18 protein-coding genes, 1 pseudogene and 1 other annotated feature are annotated in these 18,797 nt (G+C 60.1%); of the genes and pseudogenes, 11 read left to right on the forward strand and 8 right to left on the reverse strand.

Annotated features, from left to right (window positions below):
- Positions 1-128: 128 nt before the first annotated feature.
- From selD to AB5Y85_RS05450, 3 genes are read left to right on the forward strand one after another with little or no spacing between them, the layout of a single operon-like run.
- Positions 129-1,166: a selenide, water dikinase SelD gene (gene selD / locus AB5Y85_RS05440; protein ID WP_257687520.1), complete on the forward strand. Its 1,038-nt coding sequence runs from the start codon at positions 129-131 to the stop codon at positions 1,164-1,166.
- Positions 1,163-2,278, forward strand: coding sequence for a tRNA 2-selenouridine(34) synthase MnmH (gene mnmH / locus AB5Y85_RS05445; protein WP_257687521.1), 1,116 nt, complete (start codon positions 1,163-1,165; stop codon positions 2,276-2,278). Before selD ends, mnmH begins: the two co-directional genes overlap by 4 nt.
- Before the next feature lie 22 nt (positions 2,279-2,300).
- The gene (locus tag AB5Y85_RS05450) at positions 2,301-2,945 is read left to right on the forward strand and encodes an MBL fold metallo-hydrolase (protein ID WP_139494831.1); all 645 of its coding nucleotides are present in this window, start codon (positions 2,301-2,303) and stop codon (positions 2,943-2,945) included.
- A gap of 188 nt (positions 2,946-3,133) precedes the next feature.
- On the opposite strand, the gene rnd is transcribed toward AB5Y85_RS05450, so the two are convergent.
- The 7 genes from rnd to AB5Y85_RS05485 all read right to left on the reverse strand — a co-directional run bounded on the left by rnd (position 3,134) and on the right by AB5Y85_RS05485 (position 10,776).
- Positions 3,134-4,246: a ribonuclease D gene (gene rnd, locus AB5Y85_RS05455; protein ID WP_257687522.1), complete on the reverse strand. Its 1,113-nt coding sequence runs from the start codon at positions 4,244-4,246 to the stop codon at positions 3,134-3,136.
- A gap of 108 nt (positions 4,247-4,354) precedes the next feature.
- Positions 4,355-6,031, reverse strand: a complete 1,677-nt coding sequence (gene fadD / locus AB5Y85_RS05460) for a long-chain-fatty-acid--CoA ligase FadD (protein ID WP_368221257.1) — start codon at positions 6,029-6,031, stop codon at positions 4,355-4,357.
- A gap of 198 nt (positions 6,032-6,229) precedes the next feature.
- Positions 6,230-7,108, reverse strand: coding sequence for an alpha/beta fold hydrolase (locus tag AB5Y85_RS05465; protein ID WP_257687524.1), 879 nt, complete (start codon positions 7,106-7,108; stop codon positions 6,230-6,232).
- An 8-nt stretch (positions 7,109-7,116) separates the two neighbouring features.
- Positions 7,117-7,632, reverse strand: coding sequence for a Slp family lipoprotein (locus AB5Y85_RS05470; RefSeq protein ID WP_257687555.1), 516 nt, complete (start codon positions 7,630-7,632; stop codon positions 7,117-7,119).
- A 119-nt stretch (positions 7,633-7,751) separates the two neighbouring features.
- Positions 7,752-8,453, reverse strand: a complete 702-nt coding sequence (gene tsaB / locus AB5Y85_RS05475) for a tRNA (adenosine(37)-N6)-threonylcarbamoyltransferase complex dimerization subunit type 1 TsaB (protein ID WP_257687525.1) — start codon at positions 8,451-8,453, stop codon at positions 7,752-7,754.
- Positions 8,454-8,543: 90 nt separating this feature from the next.
- Positions 8,544-10,463: an ATP-dependent DNA helicase gene (locus AB5Y85_RS05480; protein WP_257687526.1), complete on the reverse strand. Its 1,920-nt coding sequence runs from the start codon at positions 10,461-10,463 to the stop codon at positions 8,544-8,546.
- 67 nt (positions 10,464-10,530) lie between these two features.
- Positions 10,531-10,776, reverse strand: a complete 246-nt coding sequence (locus AB5Y85_RS05485) for a hypothetical protein (RefSeq protein ID WP_047440092.1) — start codon at positions 10,774-10,776, stop codon at positions 10,531-10,533.
- 187 nt (positions 10,777-10,963) lie between these two features.
- Positions 10,964-11,088 (forward strand) — a sequence feature (His leader region).
- 29 nt (positions 11,089-11,117) lie between these two features.
- Between AB5Y85_RS05485 and hisG the strand changes: the two genes are divergently transcribed.
- The 8 genes from hisG to hisIE are packed head-to-tail and all read left to right on the forward strand — an operon-like array spanning position 11,118 to position 18,383.
- The gene (hisG, locus tag AB5Y85_RS05490) at positions 11,118-12,014 is read left to right on the forward strand and encodes an ATP phosphoribosyltransferase (RefSeq protein ID WP_005336757.1); all 897 of its coding nucleotides are present in this window, start codon (positions 11,118-11,120) and stop codon (positions 12,012-12,014) included.
- A 12-nt stretch (positions 12,015-12,026) separates the two neighbouring features.
- Positions 12,027-13,352, forward strand: coding sequence for a histidinol dehydrogenase (hisD, locus tag AB5Y85_RS05495; protein ID WP_368221252.1), 1,326 nt, complete (start codon positions 12,027-12,029; stop codon positions 13,350-13,352).
- Complete coding sequence (gene hisC / locus AB5Y85_RS05500) at positions 13,349-14,434, forward strand: histidinol-phosphate transaminase (RefSeq protein ID WP_368221253.1); 1,086 nt, start codon at positions 13,349-13,351, stop codon at positions 14,432-14,434. Before hisD ends, hisC begins: the two co-directional genes overlap by 4 nt.
- Before the next feature lie 15 nt (positions 14,435-14,449).
- Complete coding sequence (gene hisB / locus AB5Y85_RS05505) at positions 14,450-15,559, forward strand: bifunctional histidinol-phosphatase/imidazoleglycerol-phosphate dehydratase HisB (protein WP_368221254.1); 1,110 nt, start codon at positions 14,450-14,452, stop codon at positions 15,557-15,559.
- Positions 15,559-16,200, forward strand: coding sequence for an imidazole glycerol phosphate synthase subunit HisH (hisH, locus tag AB5Y85_RS05510; protein WP_368221255.1), 642 nt, complete (start codon positions 15,559-15,561; stop codon positions 16,198-16,200). Before hisB ends, hisH begins: the two co-directional genes overlap by 1 nt.
- A gap of 5 nt (positions 16,201-16,205) precedes the next feature.
- Positions 16,206-16,967, forward strand: coding sequence for a 1-(5-phosphoribosyl)-5-[(5-phosphoribosylamino)methylideneamino]imidazole-4-carboxamide isomerase (hisA, locus tag AB5Y85_RS05515; protein WP_368221256.1), 762 nt, complete (start codon positions 16,206-16,208; stop codon positions 16,965-16,967).
- Positions 16,967-17,740 carry an imidazole glycerol phosphate synthase subunit HisF gene (gene hisF, locus AB5Y85_RS05520; protein WP_101530599.1) on the forward strand — a complete coding sequence of 258 codons (774 nt, stop codon included), beginning with the start codon at positions 16,967-16,969 and terminating at the stop codon, positions 17,738-17,740. The genes hisA and hisF overlap by 1 nt, the downstream gene beginning before the upstream one ends.
- Entirely contained in the window at positions 17,733-18,383 is a 651-nt protein-coding gene (hisIE, locus tag AB5Y85_RS05525) for a bifunctional phosphoribosyl-AMP cyclohydrolase/phosphoribosyl-ATP diphosphatase HisIE (protein WP_257687532.1), read from the forward strand. Before hisF ends, hisIE begins: the two co-directional genes overlap by 8 nt.
- Positions 18,384-18,416: 33 nt before the next feature.
- Here the strand turns inward: hisIE and AB5Y85_RS05530 are convergent.
- Positions 18,417-18,797 (reverse strand): annotated as a pseudogene (locus AB5Y85_RS05530) (NTPase KAP); the annotation flags it as partial.

An 18,797-nucleotide genomic window follows, 5' to 3' on the forward strand; every position in this document is an offset into this window, starting at 1 on the left:
ATCGCTGCCCCTGTTGGCACCGAGGCCACCCATATTTGCGGCTTCTTGTCTTCCTCACTACAAGGCCGCCCATTGACCAAGACGGCTCCACAGAGCCTCTGCTCTGTTTGCAAATAAAAGGGGTAAGTATGTCTTCCATTCGTCTGACCCAATACAGCCACGGCGCTGGCTGCGGCTGCAAAATCTCTCCCAAGGTACTCGACACCATCCTCAAGAGCCAGATCCCGGGCTTCAACGACCCGACCCTGATCGTTGGCAACAGCAGCAAAGATGACGCGGCCGTGGTCGATATCGGCAACGGTCAGGGCATTGTCTCCACCACCGACTTCTTCATGCCCATCGTCGATGACCCCTTCACCTTTGGCCGCATCGCCGCCACTAACGCCATCAGCGATATCTACGCCATGGGCGGCAAGCCCATCGTTGCCATCGCCATCCTCGGCTGGCCCATCAATACCCTGCCCGCCGAAGTGGCCCAGCAGGTGATCGATGGCGGCCGTCAGGTGTGCCACGAAGCGGGCATTTCGCTGGCCGGTGGTCACAGTATCGATGCCCCCGAGCCCATCTTCGGCCTCGCGGTAACCGGTATCGTGCCGCTTGATGCCATCAAGCAGAACGACACCGCCAAGGTGGGTGACACCCTCTATCTGACCAAGCCCCTTGGTATCGGTATCCTCACCACCGCCCAGAAGAAGGGCAAGCTCAAGCCCGAACACGAGCAGCTGGCCCCCAACGCCATGTGCACCCTCAACAAGATTGGCCAGCGTTTTGCCGAGCTGCCGGGTGTGCACGCCATGACCGACGTGACCGGTTTTGGTCTGGCGGGCCATCTGCTGGAGATGTGTGAAGGATCTGGCGTCAGCGCCCGCCTCGACTTCAAGGCGCTGCCGCTGCTGGATGAGGTGGATTACTACCTCGCCGAGGGCTGCGTACCGGGCGGGACTCTGCGCAACCACGACTCCTACGGCCACAAGCTCGATGCCATGGACGATCGCACCCGCAACATCATGTGCGATCCGCAAACCAGCGGCGGCCTGCTGGTCGCCGTGGGTAAAGAGAGCGAAGCCGAGCTGCTCGCCATCGCGCGCGAAGCTGGGCTAGAACTCTCACCCATCGGTCAGATCAAGCCCCTTGATGGCTCCCGCTTTATCGAGATTGTCCAATGAGTGAATTGCCACTGGCCACGGACTACGCCCAGATTTTTTTAGGCGATGTGCCGTTGATTGATGTGCGCGCCCCCATCGAGTTCAAGGAGGGGGCCTTCCCCTGCTCGACCAGCCTGCCCTTGATGACAGACGATGAGCGCGCCCAGGTGGGGACCTGCTTCAAGAAGCAGGGTCAGGCCGCCGCCATTGAGCTTGGACACAAGCTGGTGGGGGGAGCAGTTCGTGCCGAGCGACTCGAAGGCTGGCTGGCGCAGTTGCGCCAGCAGCCCGATGCCCTGCTCTACTGCTTTCGCGGCGGCCTGCGCTCGCAAACCGTACAACAGTGGCTGGCTGATGCCGGGGTGACTCGCCCCCGCGTCGCCGGTGGCTACAAGGAGCTGCGCCGCTTCCTGATCGACACCCAGGACAAGGCCTCTGCCGAGTGCCGCTGGACTGTGCTGACCGGCATGACCGGCTCCGGCAAGACCCATATGCTGGACCACGTGGCCCAGGCGCTCGATCTGGAAGGACACGCCCATCACAGGGGCTCGTCGTTTGGTCAGCTGCCCGGCGGCCAGCCCAGCAACATCAACTTTGAAAACAACATGGCCATCGAACTGCTCAAGCGCCGCCATCAGGGCGAGCATGCCTTCGTAGTCGAGGACGAGAGCCGCCTGATTGGCCGCTGCTGCCTGCCCCTCTCCCTCCATGAGGCCATGAGTCAGGCACCGCTGGTGGTGGTAGATGTACCGCAAATCGATCGCGCCGAGCAGATCCGCGAAGATTACGTGCACGATCTCTGGCTGCGCTATCAAGCCATGTATGGCCAAGAAGAGGGATGGCCGCTGTTTGCCGCCTACCTCACCGATGCGTTGGCCCGTCTCAAGCGCCGTCTTGGCGATCTGGCCCACCGCGAGCTGGATGCCCTGATGCAAACCGCCCTCACCGAGCAGGAAAAGAGCGGCGATACCGGGCTGCATCTGGCCTGGATCACGTTGCTGCTAACCCGCTACTACGACCCCATGTATCTCTATCAGCTTGGCAACAAGCAGGAGCGCATCGTGTTTCGCGGTGACAAGCAGGCCTGCCTCGACTATTTCGCCGAGCAGCATGCCAGCGCGCTGCGCGGCTGACCCATCCCAAGAGAGGAACTCTATGTTGAAATTCGAGGTGATCCCGGTCACCCAGTTCGCCCAGAACTGCTCCCTCATCTGGTGTGACGAGACCCATCAGGCCGCCCTGATCGATCCGGGCGGCGAAGCGGACAAACTGCTGACCGCCATTGCCAAGCGCGGCCTGACCCTGACCCACATCCTGCTGACCCACGGTCATCTGGATCACGTCGGTGCCGCCGCCGAGCTGCGGGAAAAAACTGGCGTCACCATTACCGGCCCCCACAAGGAGGACGCCTTCTGGCTCGACATGCTGCCCCAGCAGAGCCAGATGTTCGGCTTCGCCCATACCCCCGCCTTCACGCCGGATCGCTGGCTTGAGCAGGGTGACAAGGTGCAGCTTGGCCAGTGCGAGCTGGATGTCTACTTCTGCCCCGGCCACACTCCGGGCCATATAGTGCTGCTCTCCCAAGCCGAAAAACTCGCCTGGGTTGGCGACGTGCTCTTTGCCGGCAGCATCGGCCGCACCGACTTCCCCCGTGGCGATCACGGTACGCTGATCAAGTCGATCACCGAAACCCTGCTGCCGCTGGGGGACGAGATCGTCTTTATCCCGGGCCACGGCCCCAGCTCCACCTTCGGTCGCGAGAAGGTGAGCAACCCCTACCTGACCCAGCCTATCTGGTGATCAAAAAAGCAGCGGTGTTAGCCGCTGCCTTTTCTTCGCTGCTCTCTTTTTCACTCTCGATTCCTGCCATCCGGCCAGCCACGTCCCACCTGCGTTCCCCATTTCAGCATGCCCATTTGTCTCTTTCGCCCAATAAAAATCCCCACCCGAGGGTGAGGATTGATTTATAGGTGCAACCGTCTGGTGGCTTATTGTGCCAGCAGGTGACCGACCAGCTCATGACGCCACCCTTGCAGCAGCATCGGTTTGTCGCTGCGAGCTCGCTCTTCGTCGTTCATCCGCCAGCTCCAGGTGAAGTACTGGTGAATGATCTTCTTGCTGGCAATCAGCTCGGGAGGAATATTGCTCACCTTGGCCTTCTCTTCCACCATGGCCTTGATGCGCTTGAGCTCGGCCTTGTACTGGGGATAGTCCACCAGCCGGCGAATGGGCTCAGGCCAGCTGTCAGGATCGCTCTGCTGCGCCTTGGCGACAATATCGAGCATCCGCTTGCCGTGGATCTTGATCTCGATGGGCGAGAGACCCAACTCGTTGAGATCCCGCAGGGAGGCAGGACGACGCTCTGCCACCTTGAACAGGTGCAGCTCTTTGACCACGAAGTTGAGGGCCAGATCGCGGCGCACCGCCTCTTGCTGGCGCCAGGCGGCCAGCTCGCGCAGAATGGCGAGCTCGCGGCGACCCAGTTGCCAGGCGTTGACGATGTCAAGATATGCCTGACGGGGATCGCTACCCTGAGTCTTGCGGGCGGAATGGTTTTGGCACTCCTGCTCGAACCAGGCAAACTTGCCGCTTTCCCGCAGTTTGGCCATCACCTTCTCGTAGAGCGGCATCAGGTAGAAGACATCCGCCGCCGCGTATTCGAGTTGACGCGGCGTAAGCGGGCGTGCCAGCCAGTCGGTGCGCGCCTGATCTTTTTCCAGCTCGACCCCGAGGAATTCATTCACCAGCGCACCAAAGCCGACCGAGACGCCGTAACCGAGAAAGGCGGTAGCAAGCTGGGTGTCGTGCATCTGGTTGGGCAGGTGGCCAGCCTGATGCTGGATAAGCTCCAGATCTTCGCCAGAGGCGTGCAGGATGGCGATCTGCCCTTCCCTGCCCAGTCGCTGCCAGAGGGCGGAGAGATCCAGGGTCAGCGGATCCAGCAGCGCCAGATGCTCGCCGTCATAGATCTGGAACAGGCCAAGCTGGGGATAGTAGGTACGGGTGCGAACGAATTCAGTATCGATAGCCAGGGGAACGTCGGCCAGAGAAGCGAGATACTGCTCAAGTTCGGCTTGCTGAGTGATAAGTTGATAGTGCATCTGTGCCTGCGCGGTTGATCAGAGCCAAAAAGAAAAAACCGTGGGATGACCCACGGTTCTGCATAACGACGGTGCTGGTTTGCAGAGGCTTCTGCAGCCGCAGTCCGGTTATTGCTTGGCAATCTCCTCGTCGCGCAGTACGCGGCGCAGGATCTTGCCCACGTTGGTCTTGGGAAGTTCGTCACGAAATTCTACCAGTTTCGGCACCTTATAGGCAGTCAGATGTTTGCGGCAGTGGGCAATAATCTCGTCCTCCTGCAATTTTGCATCTTTCTTGACCACAAAGATCTTCACCAGCTCGCCGGAAACCTTGTGTGGCACACCCACGGCGGCCACTTCCAACACTTTCGGGTGCAGGGCAACGACATCTTCGATCTCGTTCGGATAGACGTTGAAACCGGATACCAGGATCATGTCCTTCTTGCGGTCAACGATCTTGAAGAAGCCCTGCTCGTCGCACACGGCGATATCACCGGTACAGAGCCAGCCATCCTGCATCACTTCGGCGGTCGCCTCGGGACGCTGCCAGTAGCCCACCATCACCTGCGGGCCGCGCACCTGCATCTCGCCCGGGGTGCCGAGGGTGTGGATCACCTGACCGTTGTCATCCACCAGCCGGATCTCGGTAGAGCAGACCGGCAGACCGATGGAACCGTTGTAATCAGTCAGATCGTAGGGGCAGACGCTCACCAGTGGTGAGCACTCGGTCAGACCATAGCCTTCCAGCAGCGGAGTGTCGGTCAGTGTCTTCCACTTCTCCGCAACCGCGCGCTGCACCGCCATGCCGCCACCGATGGTCAGCTTGAGCTTGTCAAAGGCGATCCCCTGAAACTCTTCGTTGTTGACCAGCGCATTGAACAGGGTGTTGACCCCGGTAATGCAGGTGAAGGGATACTTCTTGATCTCTTTGACAAACCCCGGGATGTCGCGCGGGTTGCTGATCAGCAGGTTGTAACCGCCGATACGCATAAAGAGCAGGCAGTTCACGGTCAGGGCGAAGACGTGATAGAGCGGCAGCGCGGTGACCACGAACTCCTTGCCGCGTTCCAGCATGGGGCCGTAGACGCCGAGGCACTGCTCGACGTTGGCAATCATGTTGCGATGGGTCAGCATGGCCCCTTTGGAGAGGCCGGTGGTGCCACCGGTGTACTGCAGGAAGGCGAGAGCGTCGTTAGTGATCTCCGGCTTGATGTACTGCAGGAAACGACCCTTGGAGAGGGCCTGACGCATGGTGGTAGCGTGGGGCAGATTGTATTTCGGCACCAGCTTCTTGACGTACTTGACCACGAAGTTGACCAAGGTGCCCTTGGCCAGCCCCAAGTTGTCCCCCATCCGGGTCAGGATAACGTGCTTGATCGGGGTGTCGTAGACCACCTTTTCCAGGGTATGGGCGAAGTTGGAGACGATGACGATGGCTTTGGCACCGGAGTCTTTGAGCTGATGCTCCAGCTCGCGCGGGGTATACAGCGGGTTGACGTTGACCACGATCATGCCCGCGCGCAGGATGCCGAACACGGCGATGGGGTATTGCAGCAGGTTAGGCATCATCACCGCAACCCGATCCCCTTTCTCCAGCTTCAGCTCGTTTTGCAGGTAGGCAGCAAAGGCGCGGGACTGCTCTTCCAGCCGGCGGTAGGTGATGGTTTGGCCCATGTTGACGAAGGCGGGCTGATCGGCAAACTGGGTCACCGAGGATTCGAACATCTCGACCAGGGAGCTGTATTGGTCTGGATTGATATCGGCGGGAACCCCTTCCGGATAACGTTTCAGCCAGACTTTTTCCACAAACTTCTCCTGCATAACTAGCACCTGTGCGCTCACTGTGTTGCCTCCGTCCCGGTTCACATCCATTTTAATCGGTTGTTTTAAGCTGATGCTCTAATGTCGCTCATATTTACACAGCGCAACATCAATTAACAGCAAATTAACAACAGAAAAATGTGAGGGAGAAAACAAACCTGGAATTATTGAAAGCTGGCGATTCTACCGAACTTGACAAAACTTTACGATACAAACGGCCGTATCAACCGAATTTTCCATATGAAAATGGTGGTTTCCACCCAATATGACCCGCTCGATCTGCTGGAAGGCATCCTGACGGGCCTGCCATTGGGCTTCCAGCGCAGCAAAGCCCTGCTCCCCCTGAATCAACAGCACATGACAGCGGATAGCCGCCATCAGCGCCCGAGCCTGCCCTTCGCTCATTCTCAGGGGTGAAAGATCCCGCAAACGGGGGTCGCTGCGCCAGTGCCAGCGCCCTGCCCGCTCTTCAAGCTGCCGTTCACAGATAAGACGCGCCGCCTGCGGCGTGATATCCGCCACTTTGCAACGAGCAGCCACGGCCTCATCGATGGAGGCAAAGCCGTTGGCACTGCGCTCCCGGGTGCGACTGCGGTTTAAAATTGCACGTCGCAGCTGCGCAGGTACCTCCTCATCGGGCTGGCTCAGCGGCCCCAGCCCCTCCAGCATGATCAGCCGTTCCACCTGTTCGGGGAACACCCCGGCATAGGCCGAGGCGATCAACGCCCCGAGGGAGTGACCGAGTAGAGTGAAGCGCGACCAGCCCGCCGCCTGCACGATCTGATAGAGATCGTCCAGCCAGTCGACAAAGACATAAGGGGTGGTTTTGTAATCGGAGTGACCGTGCCCCGGCAGATCGACACAGATGAGGTGAAAATCATCCAGATGCGGCGCCATCGGCAAGAAGCTGGCACTGTTGTCGAGCCAGCCGTGCAGGGCAATCAGCAGGGGTTTGCCCTGCTGAGCCTGATCCGCGAGTTGATTCTCAAGCAGGGCCACCTGCCGACCATCTGCCAAGGTGAGCAGACGTTCGTGCAGAGTGCTTTTGATGTTGTTGATCATGGCAAGCCTTAGCGACGCAGCGGCCGTCTCGGCCAGAAGGGATCATCGAAGGGGTCGTAGAAGTAGGGGTCCATATAGCGCACCTCCACCTCTTTGACTGGCGGCCACAGCTTGCTGCCCGTCACATTGAGCACAGAGAAGCGGTACTTGTGCTCGCCAATCTGGCTATCCACCGGTTGGCCTATGGTGCCAAGCACTGTCAGGCTGCGCCCCTTGGCGTAGAGGGTCGGATCGACAAAACCCTTCATGATGGCCAGAAAACGGCCCGGGCTCTGCTCGGTCTGCTCCGGCACACCGTTGGACTTGAGCGGCAGATAGACCACTTCAATAACGCTCTGATCCGCCTTGTTGTGCACCGCCGAGATAACGCCGCTCCAGCGCGCCGGTTTGCCCTCCATTCCGCCAAGGGCGGGTTGATAAGCCACCAGCTGGTTTTCTGGCTCATAGGTCAGCTCCTTGGGAACCGAGCTACAGGACCCGAGCAGCAGGGCCAGCGCCCCGACCACCATTGTGCGTTTCATCATGTCGCTTCTGGTATTACGCATCATGTCACTCTCCTGTTGCCAGCGTGGCCCGTAGGGGCCATCCGCTTGTGTTGCAGCTGATGAGCGGCAAGAGCGACATGACGTCAGCGCTCCTGCCCTTATTCGCGACCCGGCAGTTTTTTCCAGGTCACCTTGTCACGCAAATAGACCGGCGTCGCCTGCTCCACAGGCACAGCCTCCCCCGCCAGCCAGGCGGCGCGGGCCAGCGGCAACATGTCTTCTGCCGCCGGGAAACGCACCTGGCTCACTGCCAGCTCATCGGCCAGACCACTCAGGGTCTCGCCATAGGTTTCAAAACCGGTGCCGACGCAGGTCACAGGGCCCGCCAGCTTGCCACGGGCGTCAACCAGCGCCGCGGGATCGCTCACCACCTCGTCACCCACCAGCTGCATGCGACCATCAATCAGCTCATAGCGGCCGAAATAGACCTCGTTCATCCGCGCATCGATGGCGGTCAGCACTTGCTGGGCACCATCCAGTCGATAGGCCCCTTGCGCCATGGCGGCCAGGGTCGAGATGCCAATCAGCGGCACACCCGCACCAAACGCCAGACCTTGCGCCACACTGATGCCGATCCGAACCCCGGTAAAGGAGCCCGGGCCGCGGCCGAACGCGATGGCATCGAGGTCACTCAAACTTATCCCGGCATCCTCTAACACAGCCTGAACCATGGGCAGGATTTTTCGGGTGTGATCCCGTGGCGCCTCCTCCCAGCGGGAGAACAGCTTGTCACCCACCAGCAAGGCGGCGGAGCAGGCTTCGGTGGCGGTATCAACGGCCAGGATCTTCAACTCGTTCATGCTTTCCAATCTCTATAAAATCAGTCAATTACATAACCGGCAAGCGAGATATGCTCACCCGTTGTTCAAATCTGTTAGCTGGCGGCACACTTATTCACCGCGTTCAGTGCGATCGAAAAAACTCCCCAGCGTTCCCAACTCCCGGGTACGGGGGATGGCGGGCAGACTCTTGATAAAGGTGGCGCCGTAAGGCTTGTTGACCATTCGTGGATCACAGATCACCAGCACTCCGTGATCACTGCGATCACGAATAAGCCGCCCCACCCCCTGTTTGAGGGCAATCACCGCCTTGGGCAACTGCAGCTCGGCGAAGGGATCCCCCCCCTTGAGCTTACAATCATCCACCCGCGCCTTGAGCAGCGGATCATCAGGGCTGGCAAACGGCAGTTTGTCGATGATAACACACGACAACGCCGCCCCTCTCACGTCGATCCCCTCCCAGAAGCTGCTGGTCGCCACCAGCACGGCACGGCCATTCTCGACAAACTCCTTGAGCAACCGTTGCTTGTTGTCCTCCCCCTGCAACAAGACGGTGCGGCCAATCTCCCGGCGCAGCACCTCGGCCACCTGGCGCATCACCTGATGGCTGGTGCAGAGGAAGAAACAGCCCCCCGGCGTCTTGTTGAGGAGCGGGATCATCAGATTGGCCAGCTGCTCGCCACGGCCAAAGGCATTGGGCTCCGGCAGATAGCGGGGCACACAGAGCCGCGCCTGCTCGCCATAGTCGAACGGACTGTCGAGAATAAGCTCGGCGCTGCCCGCCAGCCCCAGCTCGGCCTTGAAGTGGTCAAAACGCATATCCACCGTCAGGGTGGCGGAGGTGAAGACCCAGGCAACTTCCGGTCTTTGCACCTCGGCACTGAATCGCTCGGCCACCGAGAGCGGGGTCAGATTGAGGGTGAAATGAAGCCGTGAGCAGTCGTACCAGTATGAGAAACCGGTCTGGTTGACCGCCAGCACTTCACCCAGGCGGGTGCGCAGTTCACTGATGCGCTCGAAGGCATGATCCAGCTGCTCGCCCCGCCCGAGAGCAAGTTTCAGCACTTCGTAGCAAAGCCCGATGGCATCGTTGAGACGAGCCAGGGCCTGCCCCCAAAGCGGCTGGCGCAACATGTCGCGGGTATTGCCGCGACCGCCATCCACTCCGAAGGCGAGCCGTAAATCCTGACTGGCGATGGCAAGCCTGTCCGCCGCCTTGCCGAGCTGAGCCATGTCGTGGGCCTCAGCCCGATAGGCCAGCTGGATATCCTGCGCCAGATCCTGAATCGTTCGGCTGCCCACCGACTTGCCGAAGTAGTTGGTGGCGATCTCCGGCAGCTGGTGTGCCTCGTCAAAGACATAGACTTGCGCCTCCGGCACCAACTCGCCAAATCCGGTGTCTTTCACCGCCATATCGGCGAAGAATAGGTGGTGGTTGATCACCACCACCTGGGCATCCATGGCGCGGCGTCGGGCCACCACCAGATGGCAGTCGTCGTAATAGGGGCAGTCGCGACCGAGACAGTTATCGTTGGTGCTGGTGACGTGGGCGAGGATCTCAGCGTTCTCCTGCAATCCCGGAATATCCCCCACATCGCCGTTATCGGTGGCGGTAGACCAGGATTTGACCTTCACCAGATCGTTGAGGATTTCAGGCTTTTGCAGATGAGATTCGCTCAAGAGCCGGTTCATCCGCTCGATGCACAGATAGTTGCTGCGCCCCTTGAGCAGGGCCACCGGCGGGGTGTAGGAGAGCGCGCCGGTAATGGTCGGGAGATCCCGATAGAAGAGCTGTTCCTGCAGATTTTTGGAGCCGGTGCTGATCACAACCCGCTTGCCGGATTCCAGCGCAGGCACCAGATAGGCGTAGGTCTTGCCGGTACCGGTTCCTGCCTCAACCAGCAGACGGCCACCACTCTTGATGGCGCGCGCGACCGCTTCGGCCATCTCCAGTTGGGGAGCGCGGGCTTTGAAACCGTCGATATGGCTGGCCAGAGGGCCATCTGGCTTGAACAGGGTCTGGATGGTCAAAAGGGCGTCCCGCAGCAAAAGCGGCCATTATGCCAAAAGCGCGGCAAAAGCGGGACAGATAATCTGCCTAGACGAACAGATCGATCTGATGCTCGGGGTCCGGCTTGTGATCGCCCTCCTCCGCCTTTGGCTGATCACGCTTGGCTGGCGTGTTATATGCCTGCTGGCGCTGCTGGGAGTCACTGTTGTCAGTGCTGGTCTTGCGCAGCTGGTGCTTTTTGCTGATCTGGTTCACTTCCCGCTTGATCTCTTCGCTGCCGGGCGCAGCGGGTGCTCGGGGCAAAATGGGGAACAACAGGTCCTGGCTGGGCATGATGGCGACTCCTGCAGGGGTTATTGTCTAGTTATCGACCAGAAAACCGTTTTCGCCACTTTAATCGATCAAATCACAATTTCGGGTTGCATTTTCTGTCAAGGCAGGTAGTTTAAATCAGGCGTCAATTACGACATCTTATTTTGTAAAGGATTGATTACATGAAGTTCGCCATCCTGAAGACTCATCACCACCATCATCATCCCGACTAGTCTTTCAGGAGGTTGACTGCTGGAGGACACTTAACTGGTGACTTCCAAAAGGACCGCAAGATTCATAAACCCTCGGAAGCACACACTTCCGAGGGTTTTTTCGTTTTTGACTAGAAGGAAATCGAGCAAATGGAAACACAACGTCTGCGTATCGCCATGCAAAAGTCCGGTCGTCTGAGCCAGGACTCCCAAGCCCTGTTCAAGAGCTGTGGCCTGAAAATCAACCTGCGCGAGCAGCGCCTCATCGCCCATGTCGAGAACATGCCCATCGATATCCTGCGGGTGCGTGATGACGACATCCCGGGTCTGGTGATGGAAGGGGTGGTCGACCTTGGCATCATCGGCGAGAACGTGCTGGAAGAGGTGCAGCTTATTCGTGCCTCACAGGGACTACCCTTCGAGGTCAAAACCCTCAAGCAGCTCGACTTTGGTGGCTGCCGCCTCTCGCTGGCGGTGCCGGAAGATGTGACCTACACAGGGCCAGAGAGCCTGGCCGGCAAGCGCATCGCCACCTCCTACCCTGGGCTGCTCAAGCGCTTCTTTGACGAAAAGGGGCTCGGCTTCAAGAGCGTGATGCTGGGCGGCTCGGTGGAAGTGGCACCCCGAGCGGGCTTGGCTGATGCCATCTGCGATCTGGTCTCCACCGGCGCGACCCTGGAAGCCAATGGCCTCAAAGAGGTGGAGGTGATCTACCGCTCCAAGGCGGTACTGGTACAGGCCCCCAACCCCTTGTCCGATGCCAAGCAGCAGCTCATCGACAAACTGCTGCCCCGCATTCAGGGGATGCAGCAAGCCCGCGAGAGCAAATACATCATGCTGCACGCCCCCAAAGACAAGCTCGATGCCATCACCGATCTGCTGCCGGGTGCCGAGCGCCCCACCATCATGCAGCTGGCCGGTGACACCAATCAGGTGGCCCTGCACGTCGTCTCCAGCGAGACCCTGTTCTGGGAGACCATGGAGCAGCTCAAGGCCCTCGGTGCTAGCTCCATTCTGGTGCTGCCCATCGAAAAAATGATGGAATAAGGAAGGGATATCATGCAGACCCTGATCTGGAAGACCCTCTCTCCCGCCCAGCAGGCCGATGTACTGACCCGGCCCGCCCTCAATGACGAGGCCGATATTGGCGCCGTGGTGCGGGATATCATCGCCGCGGTGCGTAGCCGTGGTGATGAGGCCCTGCGCGAGCTGAGCCAGCGCTTCGAGCGCGCTCCCCGTGAGCAGCTGCGCGTCAGCGAGGCCGAAATTGAAGCTGCCTGCGCGCGGCTGGATGACGACATCAAAAACGCCATCGAAGCGGCCATCGCCAACATTCGCACCTTCCACGCCGCGCAAGTGCAGCCGGTGGTGCGAGTCGAGACCCAACCCGGGGTGGTGTGCGAGCTGCGCACCCAGCCCATCAGCCGGGTCGGCCTCTATGTGCCGGGGGGCAGCGCACCGCTCCCCTCCACCGTGATGATGCTGGCCATTCCGGCTGCTATCGCCGGTTGCCGTGAAGTGGTGCTCTGCACCCCGTCCCCCGCCAGCGACGAGATCCTGTTTGCCGCCCGCGCCTGCGGCGTCGAGAAGGTGTTTGCCATCGGCGGCGCGCAGGCCATCGCGGCGATGGCTTACGGCACCGAGAGCATTCCCAAGGTGGACAAGATCTTTGGCCCGGGCAACGCCTACGTGACCGAGGCCAAGGGGCAAGTTTCTCGCGACTGGCGTGGCGCTGCCATCGACATGCCCGCAGGCCCCTCCGAGGTGCTGGTGATTGCTGACGAGAGCGCCAACCCGGCCTTCGTGGCGGCGGATCTGCTCTCCCAGGCCGAGCATGGCCCCGACAGCCAGGTAGTGCTGGTCACCACCTCGCCGTTGTTGGCCGATGCCATCGCAGGGGAAATTAAAAGCCAGCTGACCAAGCTGAGCCGCCGCGATATCGCCGCCCAGGCGCTCGGCAGCAGTCTGGTGATCCTCTGTGACGATCTGGCCGAGGCGTGCGCCATCTCCAACGCCTACGCGCCGGAGCACCTGATTGTGCAGACCCAGGCACCCCGCGACCTGCTGGATAAACTCGAGAACGCAGGTTCCATCTTCCTGGGGGCATGGACTCCCGAGTCGGTCGGTGATTACGCCAGCGGCACCAACCACACTCTGCCCACCTACGGCTATGCCCGTACCTGCTCGAGCCTGGGCCTTGCTGACTATCAGCGCCGCTACACGGTGCAGGAGCTGAGCGTCGAGGGTATTCAGGGGCTCGGCCCCATTGTCGAACGCATCGCTCAGGCCGAAGGGCTCGATGGTCACAAGAACGCCGTGACGCTGAGATTGAACGCCCTGGCCGCCGCGCCCCAACCAACAGCACAGCAGAAGGATTTGTCATGAGCATTGCCAATCTGGCGCGCCGCGTGGTGCGGGCCCTCACCCCTTATCAATCTGCTCGCCGCATCGGTGGCAAGGGCCACGTCTGGCTCAATGCCAACGAGGCACCGCAGGCCTATCCCTTTACCATCGAGGGGAGCCGCCTCAACCGCTACCCCGAGTGCCAACCGGCCGAGGTAGTGAACGGCTATGCCGCCTACGCCGGGGTTAATCCCGATCAGGTGCTGGTGAGCCGCGGCGCCGACGAGGCCATCGAGCTCTTGATCCGCACCTTCTGCGAAGCGGGTGAGGATCAGATCCTCATCTGTCCGCCCACCTACGGCATGTACGCCATCAGCGCCGAGACCTGCGGCGTCGGCATTGTTGAGCAACCATTAGCCGAGCAGCCGCTCACCGCCAGCCGCCAGCCGGACTGGTCCGCCATCGCGGACCGTCTGTCTGATGTGAAACTGGTGTTTCTCTGCTCTCCCAACAACCCCACCGGGGATCTGGTGGGTCGCGACGGCCTTATCACCCTGCTGGAAAAAGCGCGGGATCGCGCCATCGTGGTGGTGGACGAGGCCTATATCGAGTTCTGCCCAGAGGCGTCCGTGGTGGACCTGCTGGCCCGCTTCCCCAATCTGGTGGTGACCCGCACCCTCTCCAAGGCTTTTGCCCTGGCGGGGATCCGCTGCGGCTTTACGCTGGCAAGCCCCGAGGTGATCGCCATGCTGGCCAAGGTGATCGCCCCCTATCCCATCCCCGAGCCCATCGCCCAGATCGCGGCGCAGGCCCTCTCCCCCATGGGGCTGGAGCTGATGCGCGAGCGAGTAATAGAGCTCAACAAGCAAAAAGCCGCCTTCAAGGCAGAGCTCACAACGCTTGCCTGCGTGAAGGAAGTATTCGAAGACAAGGGCAACTTCGTGCTGGTGCGCTTTGTGGATGGCGCCGCCGTCTTTGCCGCCATGAAGGCCGCCGGCATCATTCTGCGGGATTTCTCCAGCAAGCCGGGCCTTGATAACAGCATTCGCGTCACCATCGGCTATCAGGGCGAGATGGATGCCGTGCTGGCGGTACTGCGTGATCTGCCCTCTCCCACTTTGTAAGACAAGGATGTAGCGATGAAGACCCCGTTTTTGTTTATCGACCGCGACGGCACCCTGATTGAAGAGCCAGTGACCGACAAGCAGGTGGATAGCCTCGCCAAGCTGCGCTTCGAGCCCATGGTCATTCCGGTGCTGCGCGAGTTGCAGGCCGCCGGCTACGTGCTGGTGATGGTGACCAATCAGGATGGGCTGGGCACCGCCAGCCTGCCGCTGGAGAACTTCCAGCCGCCCCACGACCTGATGATGCACCTGTTTGAATCGCAAGGGGTGAAGTGGGAGCAGGTGCTGATCTGCCCGCACTTCCCCACCGACGGTTGCAGCTGCCGCAAACCCCACCTTGGACTGGTGAAGGCGTATCTCGCCTCGGGTCGCATCGACTTTGCCAACTCCTTCGTGATTGGCGATCGCCAGACCGATCTGCAGCTGGCCGAGAATATGGGCATTGGCGGTATTCGCTACCACCCGCAGGATCACAACTGGCCCGCCATCCGTGATCAGCTGCTCTCCAAAGGACGAGTTGCCGAAGTAGAACGTTACACTAAAGAGACCCGCATCCAGGCGGCAGTGGATTTAGACAAGAGCGGCGGCAACCAGATCGCCACCGGCATCGGCTTCTTTGATCACATGCTGGATCAAATTGCCACCCACGCCGGTTTCCAGCTCAAGCTGAACGTCAGCGGCGATCTGCATATCGATGATCACCACACGGTGGAAGACGTCGGACTGGCGCTGGGTCAGGCGCTGCGTCAGGCCCTTGGCAACAAGCGCGGTATCGGCCGTTTCGGCTTCGTGCTGGCGATGGACGAGGTGCAAGCGGTGATCGATGCGCGTCCACTGACCGAGCAGGAGGTGAGCACAGCGCTGGATCTCAGCGGTCGCCCCTACTTCGTGTTTGACTGCCCGAGCGGCTTTGGCCGTGACAACGTGGGCGAGATGGCCACCGAGATGGTGCCCCACTTCTTCCGCTCCCTCTCGGACGCCATGGCCATCACATTGCAGATGAAGGTGGGCAGCGGCAACACCCACCATCAGGTGGAGGCGCTGTTCAAAGGCTTTGGCCGCGCCCTGCGTCAGGCCATTCGGGTGGAAGGGAGCGAGCTTCCCTCCAGCAAGGGAGTGCTGTGATGGATGTGAGCAAGCAGAAGCTGGTCATTATCGATACTGGCTGCGCCAATCTGGCCTCGGTCAGAATGGCGTTCGAACGCCTCGGTGTGCAGCCGCGGGTCTCCAGCCTAGCAGCCGATATCGAGCAGGCGGACAAGCTGATCCTGCCCGGCGTCGGCACCGCGGTGGCCGCCATGAACAACCTCAACGAACGGGGGCTGGTGCCCCTTATTCGCGCCGCCAAGCAGCCGCTGCTGGGCTTTTGCCTCGGCATGCAGATGCTGGCGGAGGCCTCCGAAGAGAGCATGAATGCCGATGGCAGTGAAGGCGATCTCATCGACTGCCTTGGCATAGTACCGGGCAAGATCCGCCTGATGGAGGTCGGTAATCTGCGCCTGCCCCATATGGGCTGGAACCAGATTGAGCATGACGAGACCCATCCTCTGCTCAAGGGGATCCCGAGCGGCAGCTACTTCTACTTCGTGCACTCCTATGCGCTGGAGGTGACCGAAGCGACGCTGGCGACCTGCGACTACGGCAAGCCGTTTACCGCCATCGTCGGTGGGGTTGCAGAGCACAGCAACTTCTTCGGCGCCCAATTCCACCCGGAGCGCTCAGGCGCAGCCGGTGCCCGTTTGCTGCAAAATTTTCTGGAGCTGTGACTAGCATGATCATTCCCGCAATTGACCTTATCAATGGTCAGGTAGTTCGCCTCTATCAGGGGGATTACGAGCAGAAGACCGAATACAGCAGCAGCCCGCAGGCGCGCTTCGATGAATATGTCTCCCAAGGGGCGGTGCAGCTCCATCTGGTGGATCTGGACGGTGCCAAGGATGCCAAGGCTCGCCAGCTGCCCCTGCTGACTCAACTGCTGTCGGCCACCGAAGCGCCGGTGCAAGTCGGCGGCGGCGTGCGCACGGAGCAGGATGTGGCAGATCTCTTGGCCGCCGGCGCCAGCCGGGTGGTGATTGGCTCCACCGCCGTCAAATCCCCGGATCTGGTGGCCAGCTGGATGGAGAAATATGGCCCCGAGCAGATCGTGCTGGCGCTGGACGTCAATATCGATGAGCAGGGCAATCGCCATATCGCGGTGGCAGGCTGGCAGGAGAACAGCGGGGTGACCATCGAGGCGCTCATCGAGCGCTTCCTCCCCGCCGGGCTCAAGCACGTGCTCTGCACCGACATCAGCCGTGACGGCACCCTGGCTGGCACCAACGTCGAGCTCTATCGGGATCTCTGCGCCCGCTACCCGAGCGTCGCCTTTCAAGCCTCCGGCGGCATTGGCGGCATCGCAGATATCGAGGCGCTCAAGGGCTCCGGCGTCAAGGGGATCATCCTTGGCCGCGCCCTGCTGGAGGGCAAGTTCTCGGTGGGTGACGCCATCGCCTGCTGGCAAGCGCCCGCGGCCGTTACCACAGGAGGCAAATGATGCTGGCAAGACGCATTATCCCCTGCCTCGACGTAAAAGATGGCGTGGTGGTCAAAGGGGTGCAATTTCGCAACCACGAGGTGATGGGCGGCATTGTCGAGCTGGCGCGCCGCTACGCCGAGGAAGGGGCTGACGAGCTGGTGTTCTATGACATCACCGCCTCCAGCGATGCGCGGGTAGTGGACAAGAGCTGGGTAAGCCGGGTAGCGGAGGTGATCGATATCCCCTTCTGCGTCGCCGGTGGCATTAAAAGCGTGGAAGATGCCCGCCAGATCCTGGAATTTGGCGCCGACAAGGTCTCCATCAACTCTCCGGCGCTGGCCGACCCGACCCTTATCAGCCGACTGGCCGAGCGCTTTGGCGTGCAGTGCGTGGTGGTGGGCATTGACTCCTACTTCGACGCCGAGACGGGCCACTATCAGGTCAAACAGTTTACCGGTGACGAGAGTCGCACCCGCACCACTGCCTGGCACACCCTCGACTGGGTACAGGAGGTGCAAAAACGCGGCGCGGGCGAAATCGTGCTGAACGTGATGAATCAGGACGGCATGCGTCAGGGTTATGATCTTGAGCAGCTCAAGCTGGTGCGCAGCGTCTGCAAGGTGCCGCTGATCGCCTCCGGCGGCGCCGGTGCCATGGCGCACTTTCGCGATGCCTTTACCCTCGCCGATGTGGACGGGGCGCTGGCCGCCTCTGTGTTCCACAAGGGCCTTATCCCCATTCCCGAATTGAAACGCTGGCTGAAAAACGAAGGAGTCGCCATCCGTGAATAACTTCTCAGATAACACACAAACCACCGCCAGCGCGCGCCCCCTTGCCGAGCAGCTCGATTGGGAAAAATGCGATGGCATGATCCCCGCCATCGTCCAGCATGCCGCCAGCGGCGAGGTGCTGATGCAGGGCTTTATGACCCGCGAAGCGCTGGAAAAGACCCAGACTACCGGTCAGGTCACCTTCTTTAGCCGCAGCAAACAGCGGCTCTGGACCAAGGGTGAAAGCTCGGGCAATGTGCTCAACCTCGTGGCCATCAGCACCGACTGCGATCAGGACTCTCTGCTGATCGCCGCCAACCCCGTCGGCCCCACTTGCCACAAGGGCACTACCTCATGCTTTAACGGCCACCCTCTGCCACCGCTCGGTTTTTTGGCAGAGCTGGAGCAAGTGCTGGCCGCCCGCAAAGGGGCCGATCCGGCCACCAGCTACACCGCCAGCCTCTACGGCAAAGGGACCAAGCGCATCGCCCAGAAGGTGGGTGAAGAGGGTGTGGAAGTTGCGCTGGCCGCCATGGCCAAGGATCGGGAGGAGCTTATCAACGAATCCGCCGATCTGCTCTACCACCTGACCGTGCTGTTGCAAAACGAAGGGCTGGGATTACAGGATGTCGTTCAGCGGCTTTATAAGCGGCATAATAAATAAGCGGATAGTAAGGCCGGGTTATCCCGGCTTTATTTAGTCAAGATGCACGGCCAGCTCAACTAAATTTTTATACGTTGTTAAGCGTCGCTCCAATAGTGACAGTTCCTTTTCTGCCAAAATAGTATTTTCTTCTACAGTCAAATTCCGCATACGCCTAACACAATCTATTGTTAACGAGATAAAACGAGATGAATATTCATCATCTAAAGTCGGCTTCAATAGCCCCTCATAAGACATGACTAAAATTTTTCTCAAGGAAACCATATATTCACTATCTTTAAATGGATTTGCATATCGTTCACCATCGACATCCTTAATATAACTTCCTACAGTACTCCCTGCTTTTATAAAACATTGAAAATGTTGTTCTTCATACTCACTTGTCAGACTATTAAAACCTTTCAAAGTAGGATG

It is taken from the genome of Aeromonas sp. R3-1 (assembly GCF_040908345.1).
Classification (GTDB): domain Bacteria; phylum Pseudomonadota; class Gammaproteobacteria; order Enterobacterales; family Aeromonadaceae; genus Aeromonas; species Aeromonas veronii.

Bases quoted from the DNA above. Each gene is read 5' to 3' on its own strand.
- selD (WP_257687520.1), top strand. From the start codon at position 129: ATGTCTTCCATTCGTCTGACCCAATACAGCCACGGCGCTGGCTGCGGC.
- mnmH (WP_257687521.1), top strand. From the start codon at position 1,163: ATGAGTGAATTGCCACTGGCCACGGACTACGCCCAGATTTTTTTAGGC.
- AB5Y85_RS05450 (WP_139494831.1), top strand. From the start codon at position 2,301: ATGTTGAAATTCGAGGTGATCCCGGTCACCCAGTTCGCCCAGAACTGC.
- rnd (WP_257687522.1), bottom strand. From the start codon at position 4,246: ATGCACTATCAACTTATCACTCAGCAAGCCGAACTTGAGCAGTATCTC.
- AB5Y85_RS05465 (WP_257687524.1), bottom strand. From the start codon at position 7,108: ATGATCAACAACATCAAAAGCACTCTGCACGAACGTCTGCTCACCTTG.
- AB5Y85_RS05470 (WP_257687555.1), bottom strand. From the start codon at position 7,632: ATGATGAAACGCACAATGGTGGTCGGGGCGCTGGCCCTGCTGCTCGGG.
- tsaB (WP_257687525.1), bottom strand. From the start codon at position 8,453: ATGAACGAGTTGAAGATCCTGGCCGTTGATACCGCCACCGAAGCCTGC.
- AB5Y85_RS05485 (WP_047440092.1), bottom strand. From the start codon at position 10,776: ATGCCCAGCCAGGACCTGTTGTTCCCCATTTTGCCCCGAGCACCCGCT.
- hisG (WP_005336757.1), top strand. From the start codon at position 11,118: ATGGAAACACAACGTCTGCGTATCGCCATGCAAAAGTCCGGTCGTCTG.
- hisD (WP_368221252.1), top strand. From the start codon at position 12,027: ATGCAGACCCTGATCTGGAAGACCCTCTCTCCCGCCCAGCAGGCCGAT.
- hisC (WP_368221253.1), top strand. From the start codon at position 13,349: ATGAGCATTGCCAATCTGGCGCGCCGCGTGGTGCGGGCCCTCACCCCT.
- hisB (WP_368221254.1), top strand. From the start codon at position 14,450: ATGAAGACCCCGTTTTTGTTTATCGACCGCGACGGCACCCTGATTGAA.
- hisH (WP_368221255.1), top strand. From the start codon at position 15,559: ATGGATGTGAGCAAGCAGAAGCTGGTCATTATCGATACTGGCTGCGCC.
- hisA (WP_368221256.1), top strand. From the start codon at position 16,206: ATGATCATTCCCGCAATTGACCTTATCAATGGTCAGGTAGTTCGCCTC.
- hisF (WP_101530599.1), top strand. From the start codon at position 16,967: ATGCTGGCAAGACGCATTATCCCCTGCCTCGACGTAAAAGATGGCGTG.